This window comes from Nitratireductor mangrovi (assembly GCF_007922615.2).
GTDB classification, from domain to species: Bacteria; Pseudomonadota; Alphaproteobacteria; order Rhizobiales; family Rhizobiaceae; genus Mangrovimarina; species Mangrovimarina mangrovi.
Map to the genome: position 1 here is coordinate 82,030 of NZ_CP042301.2, position 11,863 is coordinate 93,892.

Sequence of the window (11,863 nt, forward strand, 5' to 3'; positions counted from 1 at the left end):
GTTTCCTCCCGATATCCGGTCAATTCTTGCTTGTCTCGGCCAGTGAGCGCAACTCCTCGCGCATCGCCCTGATCTCGGCCAGGATCAGTTCCTGCTCGGTGTGCAGCGCCTTGCGCTCGGCCGTCGCCTCGGCGTCGTGCTCTTCCTGCATGGCCGAGACGATGATGCCGATGAAGAGATTGAGCACGGTGAAGGTTGTGCAGACGATGAACGGGATGAAGAACAGCCACGCCCACGGGAACACCTCCATCACCGGACGCACGATGCCCATCGACCAGCTTTCGAGCGTCATGATCTGGAACAGCGAATAGGCGGAATGCGCGATGGTTCCGAACCAGTCGGGGAAGGCCGATCCGAACAGCTTGGTCGCCATGACCGAAAAGACGTAATAGACCAGCGCCAGCAACAGCATGATCGAGCCCATGCCGGGCAGGGCGGCAATCAGCCCGCCGACGACGCGGCGCAGCGACGGCACCATGCCGACCAGCCGCAGCACGCGCAGGATACGCAGGGCCCGCAGCACCGACAGGTTGCCCGTGGCCGGCATAAGGGCCAGACCGACCACGACGAGGTCGAAAATACGCCACGGATCGCGGAAGAAATTCTTTCGGTAAACGGCAAAACGCGTCGCGAGTTCGGCAACAAAGACGGCGAGGATGGCGCGGTCGAGCACGACCAGCAACGGGCCCACCGCCTGCATGGCCCGCTCGGACGTTTCAAGCCCCAGCGTGATCGCGTTGACGATGATGAGGGCCGTGATGGCGAGGTCGAAATGACGGGATTCGATCAGGGATTTGAGGCGGGTCACGGCGGGAGGGCTCCGGGCTGGATCACGGGGTTTCGGGTAAAGCGGGCTGGCTTCGGCTCCGAGATAGGCGTTCGGTGCAGCCACGACCAGCCCGATTGATGCCCCGAGGGACTCAAAAAGCGGCGGCTCCGACACTAGATGACCAGATGCCGGAGTTGGTCCGCTTCCGGTTGCTGGAGGAGCGAATGAGCCGTCTCGACAGCTTCATCCGCCGCATGTCGGCCCAGCGCGACATCCTGAACGTCATCTCGGAGGATGTCGCCGGTCTCGACGGGCCCATCGTCGAACTCGGGCTGGGCAACGGGCGCACCTACGATCATCTGCGTTCGCTTTTCCCGGAACGCCGCATCATCGTGTTTGACCGCAAGATGGCCGCCTTTGCATCCTCCAAGCCGGCCGCGAGGGATTTCGTCGAGGGCGAGATCCACGACACGACGCCTGAATTCGCCGGCATCGATGCCGCGCTCGTCCATTCCGACGTGGCGACCGGCTATGCCGAGATCGATGACGAGACCATCACCTGGCTGGCCGATATTACAGTGCCGCTGTTGCAGCCGGGCGGCTTCGCCGCCAGCGGCATGCCGCTCAACGATGCCAGGCTCGAACCACTCGACCTGCCGCCGACGGTCGCCGCGGGGCGGTATTTCCTTTACCGGCGGGTTGCGTGAGCTTCGTTTGCACGACCTGCATCGGAGGCCTTGACGGCAAGCGGGTGGTCGCCGATTAATGTTCTCCGCGCGGGTGTAGTTCAGAGGTAGAACGCAAGCTTCCCAAGCTTGATGTCGTGGGTTCGATTCCCATCGCCCGCTCCACCCTCAAACCAGTTGCGAAATCCTGGCAGCACCTCCAAGCGCGGAGTTCGGGGCGAAGGCCGCTCAGCCCCGCATCCCGCCCAATTCGGCCAGCAGCGCCGCGCCTGTCCTGATGCCGTCGATGAAATTGTCGAGCTTCAGGTTCTCGTTGGGGGCGTGGTTGGCCTCGTCGGCATTGGCGTAAGGGATGACGAAGGCAGGCAGGCCGAGGATCTTGGTGAAGACATAGTCGGGCAGGCTGCCGCCGACGGTCGGGTAAAGCAGCGGCTCGACGCCGCGTGCGGCGACCACGGCGCGCCGGATCGGCTCGGCGAAGGGCGAGTCCATCGGCGTCTTCGACGGCAGCATGCCGTTGAGCGGCACGAACTCGACCTCGGGTGCGTGGCGCTCGACATGGGCGCGCACCTTGTCGAAGGCGTAGTCCGGTGTCAGCGGCTCGACCAGGCGGATGTCGCATTTCACGAAGGCCTCGCAGGGCAGAACGGTCTTCATGCCGGGCCCGCCATAACCGCCGTGGAAGCCGTTGATGGTGAGCGTCGGATGGAACATCAGCCGGTCGAAATAGGCGCGCCCGGCCGGCGCATCAAGGCGTTCCAGGCCAAGCTCCTGCTTGACCGCCTCGACGTCGAGCGGCAGGCGCTCGACGGCGTCGCGCTCCAGGTTGGTCGGCGGGATCACCGGCTCTGTCAAACCCTCGATGGTGATCTCGCCGTCCTCGTTCTTCATCGTGGCGAGCAGGTGCACCAAAGTCCACACGGCATTGGGCACCACGCCGCCAAAATTGCCGGAATGGACGTCGCGTGAGGCCGTCCTGGCCCTGAGTTCGAAGGCGGCGACGCCACGCACGCCGAAGGTGACGACCGGCGCGCCGGTCTCGTGCAGAGGCCCGTCCGAGGTTACGACGAGGTCGGCCTTCAGCCTGTCGCCATGCGCATGCACGAACTCGGCGATATGCGGGCTGCCGATCTCCTCCTCGCCCTCAAGCAGGAAGATGACGTTGCACGGCAACTCGCCATTGACGGCCAGGTGCGATTCAAGCGCCAGCAGCTGCGCGAAATGCTGGCCCTTGTTGTCGCCGATGCCGCGCGCGTAAATGCGCCCGTCGCGGATCGTCGGCTCGAAGGGCGGGCTGGTCCAGAGCTCCAGCGGGTCCGGTGGCTGTACGTCGTAGTGGCCGTAAAGCAGCACGGTCGGCTTGTCGGGCGAAACGTCGCGGCGGCCGAGCACCATCGGGTGGCCGCTGGTCGGCACCGTCTCCGCCTCCATGCCGAGTTTCTGCAAAAAGCCCACCAGCATCGCGGCGACCTCGCCGATACCCTGATTGTGGGCGCTGATGCTCGGATGGCGCACATAGTCCATCACCCGGCGGATGAAATCGTCGCGGTTGGCCTCGATATGGTCGAAAATGCCGGCAAGCGGCGAGGAATGCTCGTTCACGCTCTGTCGTCCTCGTTGCGGGTCAGGATCAGTGCGCCGGTCGCGTGGACGCCGCCGTTCCAGCCGGGCGGCACCAGCGTGGTGGTGTCGAGCTGGGTCAAGACCATCGGCCCGGCGAGACGCGCGCCGGCGCCGAGCGCGGCGCGATCGACCACGGGGACGTTTGCCTTGGCAGCGCCGAGATGGACCGGCACGTGGTCATAGGGTTCGACGGAGTTCCCGGGAGCCAGGGTCTCCGGCGCCGTGCGTGCGGTCAGGCCGGTTGCCTCGACCCGCAGCGTGATGAGTTCGATCGCCGCATCGAGGGTGAAGCCGTAGAGCGCCCTGTGCTCCGCCGCGAAGGCCTTTTCGACAGCGGCCGCCGTATCGCCCCAGGGCACGGCGATCTCGCCGCCCTGGCCGTGGTAGCGCAAGAGCGCCACCCGCACGATGCGGCGGTTTTCCTCGGCGACATTCTCGCTTTGCAGCCAGTCGCGGGCCTGCGTTTCCAACTCGGCGAAGATGCCTTGCGCAGCCTCGATGTCGACCGGGCCGGCCTTGGGCAAGGTTCGGCTGAACTCGGCCTTGAGGTCGGCGGCCAGCAGGCCGTCCGCGCACAACACACCGGGTGCCGGCGGGATCAGCACACGGGTGATGCCGAGGAGCTCGGCCAGCGCGCAGCCATGCAGCGGCCCGGCGCCGCCGAACGGCACCAGTGTGAAGTCGCGCGGGTCGTGGCCGCGCTCGACCGACACGACACGCACGGCGCCGATCATGTGGTTGTCGACGATCGCCAGAATGCCGCGCGCGGCCTCCTCCACCGTCAGCCGTAGCGGCGCGGCGACCTTTTTCTCGATCACGGCGCGCGCCGCATCGACATCGAGCGCCATCCTGCCGCCGAGGAGACGGGCCGGCAGATGGCCGAGCACGACATGGGCGTCGGTGACGGTTGCGTTGTCGCCGCCATTGCCGTAGGCGGCCGGGCCCGGCATGGCGCCGGCGCTGCGCGGGCCGACCGTCAGCGTGTGGTCCTCGACGGCTGCGATCGAGCCGCCGCCGGCGCCGATGGTGACCATGTCGACCATCGGCAGCGGCAACGGCCATTCGCCGACCTTGCCGTGCTGGGTCAGCCCGATCTTGCCGTCCTTGATCAGGCAGATGTCGGCGCTGGTGCCGCCGATATCGACCGTGATCAGATCGTCGATGCCGCAGGCTGCGGCGATCGCGCGGGCGCCGACGACACCGGCGGCGGGTCCGGAAAGCGCGGTCAGCGCCGGCGCCTGGCGGATCGCCGCCGCTCCCGCCACGCCGCCATTCGACTGCATGAGAAGCAGCGGGGCGGCGGCCTTTTCGTCTTCCAGCCGCTTTTCGAGCCGGCTGACATAGGTTGTCACGCCCGGCATCACGGTGGCGTTGAGCACGGTCGTCAGCGAGCGCTCGTATTCGCGCACCACCGGCAGCACGTCGGTCGAGGTGGTGACGGCCATGCCCGGCAGCGCCTCGCGGAGGATCTCTGCGACGCGCCGTTCGTGGTCGGGATTGGCAAAGGCATGCAGCAGGCAGATGCCGACCGCCTCGATGTCCATGCCCTTGAGCCTTTCGGCGGCGGCAAGCACGCTCGCCTCGTCGAGCGGTTCGAGCACGGCGCCGCCGGCAGCGATGCGTTCGTCGACCTCGACGATGCGCGAGGCGGGCACCGGGCGTTCCGGCTTCACCCAGTTGTAGAGATTGGCCTTGCGCGGAATGTCCTGGCGACCGATCGCCAGCACGTGGCGGAAGCCGCGGGTCGTCACCAGGGCGGTGCGCGCACCCTTGTTTTCCAGGATCATGTTGGTGGCGACGGTGGTGCCGTGCAGCACCTGCGCCAGCGCGCCGGCGTCACGCCCGGCATCGGCCAGCGCCAGCCTGATCCCGGTCAGGAAGGCTTCGGAAGGGTCCGACGGCACGCTCGGCGTCTTCGCGCGCCAGACCTTCCCGGAGCCGCGTTCCAGGAGCGAGATGTCGGTGAAGGTACCGCCGATGTCGACGGCGATCGCAAGCTGGTCAGACGAGGGCATCGACATACTCCTGGCGATGGAAGCGGCGCACGGCCGGCTTCGTGGCGCGCAGCCGGGCGGTCGCATCCGCGTCGACGGCGCCGCCATCAATCACAACGCCGTATCTTTCACGTGCGGCCTCGACGCTGACGAAACCGCCAAGCACGTCTTCCAGTACCCGATCCGTTGGTCGTTCGAACGGATGGCCGTGGCCGCCGCCGCCGCCCGTCTCCATGCGCAAGATGTCGCCGCGCACAAGGCGATTGCCGTCCGACAACGGCGCCAGAACCCGCTCGCGGTCGGTGCCGGGATTGACGGTGGCGCGTCCGGCACCGCCGCCCATGCCGCCATCGATCCCCCAGGGCGGGTTCTTGACGCTGTCGATGCGCACGGCCAGCACGGCGTCCTCGGCGAGAACCTCGTACTCGCGCACGATTCCACAGCCGCCACGGAAGCGGCCGGGTCCGCCGGAATCGGGCACGATGCCGTAACGCAGGAGCCGCACCGGGTAGCCGAGCTCGAGGAACTCGACCGGGTAGTTTTCCTGGGCGACGAAATAGACGGCATCGATGCCGTCGGCGTTGGGGCGCGCGCCGTAACCGACGCCGATGCCGTCGGCGAGCAGGAAGCGCTCAAGCTCGCCGGCCTCGTTGCGGAAATTGCCGCGCATGATCGAGATCACATAGGCCGAGTTGGCGGCCGGAGCGCCGCCGCCGGCGACGTTGACGAGCCCGTTCATGGCCGAGATCACCCGCATCGCGGTCAAGCCGCGCATGCCGAGCGGGGCGGGAAAGCGCGGCAGCAGGAACGAGCCTTCGCGCAGCCGCACCTCGTCGAGCGCGTGCGGCCCGCCGGCATTGCACACCTGGCCCGGATCGCCGCCGAGATAATAAAGCCCGAGCGCCATGCCTGGTACGCCCCGGTTCATCAGGTAGTTGACCGGGCCGGGAGCCTGGTCGTCGCTCTCCGTGGCGTCGAAGACGAAGCGGTCCTCGCCGTCGCCGCCCTTCTCGCGGGTCAGCGCGAAGCGCATCTTGAACGGCCCGTTGCCATGTCCGTCACCGTCTATGGCGTCGGTGAAGCGATGGGTGCCGTAGTCGAAGGTTTCCGCCAGCTTCTCGCGCACCAGCCGCCGGGTGCGGGCAAGGAGCTGGGCCAGCGCGTCGGCGAAGACGTCGGCATCAAAGCGGTCGACGATCTCGGCGACGCGCCGGACGCCGAGTTCGACGCTCGCCATCAGGGCGCGCATATCGCCGATGCTTTGCTCGGGGAAGCGCGAATTGCGGTGGAAGATTTCGAGCGCCGTCTCGTTGGTGACGCCGCCGTCGATGAGCTTGGTCACCGGGACGATGATGCCTTCCTGGAAGATCTCGGTCGCATCGGGGCTGATCGAGCCGGGCCGAATGCCGCCGATGTCGGCAAAGTGCGCCCAGCTCATCACGAAGGCGCAGCGGCGGCCGTTGCGGAAGACCGGGGCGAGCAGCACCTGATCGTTGGAGTGCGAGACGGCGCCGCGCGAGCCGTAGCAATCATTGTACCAGTAAAGATCGCCGGGCTTCATCGTGTCGGCCGGAAACTTCTCCAGCACCGGGCCGGTCATGTCGCCGAAGATCGGCACCATGGAACCCACCGCCATCTCGCCCTCGGCGTCGAAAAGCGCGGTGTAAAAATCCTTCTTCTCGCGGATGAAGGCGGAAATCGCGGTGCGCTCCAAGAGCGCCTCCATCTCCGACTGCGCGGCCGCCACCGCGCCGCGGATGATCTCGAGCGAGACCGGGTCGCAGACGCGGCTCGCATCGGCCGCAGGTCTCTTCTTGTCAATGGATTGAAGCATCATCTCTTCCTCGAAAATCGATACTGCAGCGTCTCTCAGAGCGTCACGACGACATTGCCGATGCTGCCCTTCTCGACCCGTTCATGGGCGGCGGCGATCTCGGCGAGCGGGTAGGTTGCGGCAACCGCGACGGCGAGCTTGCCGGCCGCCGCCAGTTCCGCCAGCCGCTTGTGGCCGGCATGCCGGGCGTCGGCGGGAATCGCGAAACCCTGGACGAAGCGCAGATTGGCGCCCTTGTTAGCGAAGGCGTAATAAGGCAGCACCGGCTCGGGCGCGCTCGTCGACGAATAGGCGGCGATGGTGCCGTTGACCTTCAGCACCGCCACGTCGAGCAGGTGATTGGCGCCGAAATCGACCTCGATAACGCGGTCGACACCGCGCCCGCCGGTGAGCTCCATCACGCGCGCAGCGACATCTTCGCGGTGACGATCGATCACCTCGTCTGCGCCCGCCGCACGCGCATGGGCGGCCCCCTCACTGCTGCCCGCGGTGCCGATGACGCGCGCTCCGTCGGCCACGGCGATCTGTACCGCCATGTGGCCGACCGCGCCCGATGCGCCGTTGACGAGGATCGTCTGGCCGTCGACCGGGCCGTCGGCGTGGACGGCGCGGAAGGCCGTCATCGCCGGCACGCCTAGGCAGGCGCCGGCGGCGAAGTCGATTTCGTCGGGCAAGGGCACCGCCTGGGCAGCGGCAATCGCGATCAGTTCGGCGGCGGTGCCGAAGGCGCGGCCGGCCTCGCCGTAGCCGCCCTGCGCGTTCCACAGCCATACACGTTCGCCGATGCGCGCCGGGTCGACGCCGGCTCCAACCGCGACGACCTCGCCGGCGCCGTCAGTGTGCGGGATGACCAGCGGGTGCTCCATCGCCATGCCGCGCCAGCCGGCGCGGCGCTTGACATCGGCCGGGTTGATGCCGGAGGCGTGCACGCGCACCAGCATCTCACCTTCGCCAGCGACAGGGTCCGGCCGTTCGCCGACCTCCAGCACCTCGGCCGCCGGTCCGGTGCGGGTGTAGCAGGCGGCGCGCATCAGGCCATCTCCTTCGCCGGGGCCATGGCGGTCTCTTCGTAGAGGTGGCAGGCGACGAGGCGCGAGCCGACCGGGCGCGGCGCCGGAATCTCGGCCGCGCAGCGCTCATGCGCCTGCGGGCAGCGGTCACGGAAAACGCAGCCCGAGGGCGGATTGAGCGGGTCGGGCGCGCCGCGGCCGATTGGCAGCGGTGCATGATCCTGATCGGGATGCGGCACCGGCACGGCGGCCACCAGCGCCTTCGTATAGGGATGCAGCGGCTCGTGGACGATATCCTCGGTCGGCCCGTCTTCCATGATGCGGCCGAGATACATGACGATGGTGCGCTCGCAGACGTAACGCACCAGCGCCAGATCGTGGCTGATATAGATCGCGGTCAGGTTCAACCGGTCGCGCACGTCGCGGAAGACGTTGAGCACGCCGGCGCGCACCGACACGTCGAGCATCGACACCGGCTCGTCGGCGACGACGAAGTCGGGCTGCAGGATCAGCGCGCGGGCCATGACGACGCGCTGCAACTGGCCGCCGGAGAGTTGGTGCGGATAGCGGTCGAGGAACTCGGCCGGGTTGGGCAGGCGCACCAGCTCGAGCGCGGCAAGGATACGGTCCTCACGTTCGGCCGCGGGAACGCGCGCGTTCTCCAGCGGTTCGGCCAGCGTGGCGCGGATGGTGAAGCGCGGATTGACCGCGTCGAAGGGGTTCTGGAAGATCAGTTGCGCCCGGGTGCGGAAGTTTTTCAGGGCCTCGCCGCGCAATTCGCCGAGGTCGGCGCCGTCGAAGGTGACGGAGCCGCCGGTCGCCTCCTCAAGCTTCAGGAGCATGCGTCCGGTCGTGGTCTTGCCGCAGCCGGATTCGCCGAGAAGCCCGACGCTTTCGCCCTTGCGGATGTCGAAACTCACGCCGTCGACCGCCTTGATGATACGCGCCCTGCCGCGCAGCGCCGCCAGCGCGCCGCCAGCGCGGAAATGCACCTGCGCGTCCCGCACCGAGACGAAGACCGGGTGCTGTTTTTTCGGCGCGCTCATGATGCGTTGAGCCATGTCTCGGTCTTCGATCCTTCCGTACGCAGCATCTCGGCCTCATGCGCCCGGTGGCAGGCGGCGGAGTGGCCGTTTGAACGCGCGCCGGTCTGCGGAACCTCGGTGCGGCAGATATCGAGCGCGAACGGGCAGCGTGGCGCGAAACGGCAGCCCGGCGGCGGCTCGACCAGGCTGGGCGGCGCGCCCTCGATCGGCACCAGCATGCCGGTCGCAGCACCCTTCAAATCGGGAAACGCGTTGCGCAGGCCGATCGTGTAGGGGTGCGCCGGCGCGGTGATGGTGGCCGCCATCGGCCCGGCTTCGACGACCCGGCCGGCATACATGACCACGACGCGGTCGCAGACATAGGCGACCACCGAGATGTCGTGCGTGACCAGGATCACGGAGATGCCGAGCCGCGACTGCAATTCGCGCAACTGGTCAAGGATCTGGCGCTGTACGATCACATCAAGCGCGGTCACCGGCTCGTCGGCGATGATCAGCTTGGGGTCGAGCGCCAGGGCGAGCGCGATCGCCACGCGCTGGCGCATACCGCCGGAAAACTGGTGCGGGAAGTCACGCAGCCGGCCGGGTTCGATGCCGACCATGTCGAACAGTTCCTCGGCCCGGGCGCGGGCCCGGCGCGCGTCCATGCCGCCGCGGTTCTTCAGCACCTCATTCAACTGGTATTCGATCGTGTAAACGGGATCGAGCGAGTTCATAGCGCTTTGCGGAATGAAGGCGATATCGCGCCAGCGCAGCCGGTTCATCTCACGCTCCGGCAGGGCGGCGATGTTACGGCCGTCGAAGACGATCTCGCCGCCGGTGATCTTGGCGTTGTCGGCGATCACCCGGGTGAGCGCGCGGGCGACCGTCGTCTTGCCGCAGCCGGATTCGCCCACAAGGCCCACGATGGTGCCGCGCGGCACGTCGAAGCTCGCGCCGTCCACGGCGTGGATCACGCGGTCGCCGACCTTGTAGCCGACTTCGAGATCGCGCACGGAAAGCAAGGTCTCGCTCATCGGCCCAGCTTCGGGAACAGGATGTTTTCATAACCGCGGGTGATGAAGAAACCCGCGCTGACGACAAGGATGATGCAGATGCCCGGCGGCACGAACCAGTAATAGGCCTGCTTGGCGAGCGCCTGGGAGGCAAACGCGTCCTGCAGCATGTAACCCCAGCTGATCTGGCTCGGATCGCCGAAGCCGAGGAAGGAGATCGAGGCCTCGGTCAGGATTGCCCAGCCGATGGCGATCGAGCCGTAGAGGAAGGAGAGCGGCAGGATGTTGGGCGCGATGTGGCGCGCGATGATCTTCAAATTGGACGAGCCGGCGACGCGGGCCGCCTCGACGTAACCGCGCGAGCGCAAGGTCAGGACCTGGCTGCGAATGACGCGGCCAGTGTCACGCCACAGGACCAGCGCCATCGCAAAGACGACGTTCCAGATCGACGGCTCCAGGAAGGCGGCGAGAACGATCACGAAGGGCAGGAACGGGATGCCGAAAGCGACATCGGCAAGCCGCATCAGCACGGCGTCGATCCAGCCGCCGAAATAGCCTGACACGAGGCCGACGATCGAGCCGATCAGCGCCACCATGAAGGCCGCCGTGACGCCGATCAGCAGGGCCGAGCGGGTGCCGTGGACAATCTGGGAAAAGATGTCGCGGCCGAGGCTGGTGGTACCGAGCACGAAGCCCTGTTCGCCCGGCCTGAGGTCGGCGGCAAGATCGAAATCCTCGGTATAAAGGATTTCGGTCGGGTCGTAGGGTGCGATCTGGTCAGCGAAGATCGCCGTCACAACGAAGATGGCATAGATTGCCAGGCCGGCGACCGCGAACGGGTCGTTGGTCGGCAGCCGCAAGGCGCCGAAAAGGCGCGCGAGAAGACCAGGACGGGCGACGGCGGCCTCAGACATGGGTCACCCGCGGGTCGAGCAGGGCGTAAAGCAGGTCGGCGATCAGGTTCATCAGAATGACCACGATCGCGATCATCAGGAACGCGCCCTGGGCGAGCGGGTAGTCGGAAGCCGCGACCGCATTGACGAGTTCGCGTCCGAGCCCCGGCCACGAGAAGACCGATTCCACGACGACGTTGCCCTGGAGCTGATAGCCGACCGCGATGGCGAAGGAGGTCATCACCGGCAGCAGCGCGTTGCGCGCGGCGTGCTTCACGACGACGGTCCAGTTGGAAAGCCCCTTGATGCGGGCCATGGTGACGAAGTCTTCCTTCATCACGTCAAGCATGTTGGAGCGCATCAGGAGCAGCGGCAGGCCCTGGCTGTAGATCGCGAGCGTCAGCGCCGGCAGCGCGAGGTGGGCCAGGAAATCGGCCGAAGTGTAGAGGCCCAGCAGGCTGCCATGGTCCATGCCGGCCGAGCGCGTGCCGCCGGCCGGGAACCAGCCGAGCCAGAAGGAGAAGATCGCCAGCAGCACCATGCCCAGCCAGAATTCGGGCATGGCCCGTGTCGTCAGCACCACCGGGATGGCGGCCTGCTCGACCGCGCTGCCACGCCGCCAGGCGAGATAGGCGCCGGCCAGTATGCCGAAGACATAGGCAATGATCAGCGAGGTGAAGGTGAGGATCAGCGTGTTCGGCAACAGCGTGAGGATGCGTTCGGCAACCGGTTCGCGGTATCGGAAGCTCTGGCCAAGCTCGCCCTGCAGAAGGTTGCCGAGATAGATCAGATATTGCTCCCACAGCGGCCGGTCGAGGCCGAACTGGGCCATCAGCGCCTGCTGCTGTTCCTCGGTGAAGGTCGGGTCGATATAGGCCGCCATCGGATTGCCGGGCATCAGCCGGAACATCAGGAACAGGATCGTCACCACGGCCCAGAGTACGAGGCCGAGCTGAAGGGTTCGGCCAGCCGCCGCCTTTAGCTGAAACATGCCGAATGCGCTCCCGTCGTGG

The 11,863-nt window shown here is 67.1% G+C and carries 10 protein-coding genes and 1 tRNA gene; 2 read left to right on the forward strand and 9 right to left on the reverse strand.

The features are described from left to right. Window positions 1-19: 19 nt before the first annotated feature. On the reverse strand, window positions 20-808 hold the full coding sequence (locus FQ775_RS00390) for an ion transporter (protein ID WP_146298951.1): 789 nt from the start codon (window positions 806-808) through the stop codon (window positions 20-22). Between the two features lie 185 nt (window positions 809-993). On the opposite strand from FQ775_RS00390, the gene FQ775_RS00395 reads away from it, so the two are divergent. Both FQ775_RS00395 and FQ775_RS00400 read left to right on the forward strand, forming a co-directional pair. Beyond that, on the forward strand, window positions 994-1,476 hold the full coding sequence (locus FQ775_RS00395) for a class I SAM-dependent methyltransferase (RefSeq protein ID WP_146298952.1): 483 nt from the start codon (window positions 994-996) through the stop codon (window positions 1,474-1,476). Window positions 1,477-1,545: 69 nt separating this feature from the next. Next, a tRNA-Gly gene (locus tag FQ775_RS00400) sits at window positions 1,546-1,620 on the forward strand. 63 nt (window positions 1,621-1,683) lie between these two features. Here the strand turns inward: FQ775_RS00400 and FQ775_RS00405 are convergent. Genes FQ775_RS00405 through FQ775_RS00440 form a run of 8 tightly spaced genes read right to left on the reverse strand, consistent with a single transcriptional unit; the run spans window position 1,684 to window position 11,841 of the window. Continuing rightward, window positions 1,684-3,057 carry a M20/M25/M40 family metallo-hydrolase gene (locus tag FQ775_RS00405; RefSeq protein WP_146298953.1) on the reverse strand — a complete coding sequence of 458 codons (1,374 nt, stop codon included), beginning with the start codon at window positions 3,055-3,057 and terminating at the stop codon, window positions 1,684-1,686. Further along, complete coding sequence (locus FQ775_RS00410; protein ID WP_206064811.1) at window positions 3,054-5,093, reverse strand: hydantoinase/oxoprolinase family protein; 2,040 nt, start codon at window positions 5,091-5,093, stop codon at window positions 3,054-3,056. Before FQ775_RS00410 ends, FQ775_RS00405 begins: the two co-directional genes overlap by 4 nt. Beyond that, the gene (locus tag FQ775_RS00415) at window positions 5,080-6,906 is read right to left on the reverse strand and encodes a hydantoinase B/oxoprolinase family protein (RefSeq protein ID WP_146298955.1); all 1,827 of its coding nucleotides are present in this window, start codon (window positions 6,904-6,906) and stop codon (window positions 5,080-5,082) included. The genes FQ775_RS00410 and FQ775_RS00415 overlap by 14 nt, the downstream gene beginning before the upstream one ends. A 35-nt stretch (window positions 6,907-6,941) precedes the next feature. Then, window positions 6,942-7,937: an NADPH:quinone reductase gene (locus FQ775_RS00420; protein ID WP_146298956.1), complete on the reverse strand. Its 996-nt coding sequence runs from the start codon at window positions 7,935-7,937 to the stop codon at window positions 6,942-6,944. After that, complete coding sequence (locus tag FQ775_RS00425; RefSeq protein ID WP_246730232.1) at window positions 7,937-8,977, reverse strand: ABC transporter ATP-binding protein; 1,041 nt, start codon at window positions 8,975-8,977, stop codon at window positions 7,937-7,939. Before FQ775_RS00425 ends, FQ775_RS00420 begins: the two co-directional genes overlap by 1 nt. Next, window positions 8,959-9,978, reverse strand: a complete 1,020-nt coding sequence (locus FQ775_RS00430) for an ABC transporter ATP-binding protein (protein ID WP_146298957.1) — start codon at window positions 9,976-9,978, stop codon at window positions 8,959-8,961. The genes FQ775_RS00425 and FQ775_RS00430 overlap by 19 nt, the downstream gene beginning before the upstream one ends. After that, the gene (locus tag FQ775_RS00435) at window positions 9,975-10,871 is read right to left on the reverse strand and encodes an ABC transporter permease (RefSeq protein ID WP_146298958.1); all 897 of its coding nucleotides are present in this window, start codon (window positions 10,869-10,871) and stop codon (window positions 9,975-9,977) included. The genes FQ775_RS00430 and FQ775_RS00435 overlap by 4 nt, the downstream gene beginning before the upstream one ends. After that, complete coding sequence (locus tag FQ775_RS00440) at window positions 10,864-11,841, reverse strand: ABC transporter permease (protein WP_146298959.1); 978 nt, start codon at window positions 11,839-11,841, stop codon at window positions 10,864-10,866. Before FQ775_RS00440 ends, FQ775_RS00435 begins: the two co-directional genes overlap by 8 nt. Between the last annotated feature and the right edge of the window lie 22 nt (window positions 11,842-11,863).

What these genes read in the sequence shown, in the direction of transcription:
- FQ775_RS00435 (WP_146298958.1), bottom strand. Translation starts at nt 10,871, where the DNA reads ATGTCTGAGGCCGCCGTCGCCCGTCCTGGTCTTCTCGCGCGCCTTTTC.
- FQ775_RS00430 (WP_146298957.1), bottom strand. Translation starts at nt 9,978, where the DNA reads ATGAGCGAGACCTTGCTTTCCGTGCGCGATCTCGAAGTCGGCTACAAG.
- FQ775_RS00425 (WP_246730232.1), bottom strand. Translation starts at nt 8,977, where the DNA reads ATGGCTCAACGCATCATGAGCGCGCCGAAAAAACAGCACCCGGTCTTC.
- FQ775_RS00420 (WP_146298956.1), bottom strand. Translation starts at nt 7,937, where the DNA reads ATGCGCGCCGCCTGCTACACCCGCACCGGACCGGCGGCCGAGGTGCTG.
- FQ775_RS00410 (WP_206064811.1), bottom strand. Translation starts at nt 5,093, where the DNA reads ATGCCCTCGTCTGACCAGCTTGCGATCGCCGTCGACATCGGCGGTACC.
- FQ775_RS00440 (WP_146298959.1), bottom strand. Translation starts at nt 11,841, where the DNA reads ATGTTTCAGCTAAAGGCGGCGGCTGGCCGAACCCTTCAGCTCGGCCTC.
- FQ775_RS00395 (WP_146298952.1), top strand. Translation starts at nt 994, where the DNA reads ATGAGCCGTCTCGACAGCTTCATCCGCCGCATGTCGGCCCAGCGCGAC.
- FQ775_RS00415 (WP_146298955.1), bottom strand. Translation starts at nt 6,906, where the DNA reads ATGCTTCAATCCATTGACAAGAAGAGACCTGCGGCCGATGCGAGCCGC.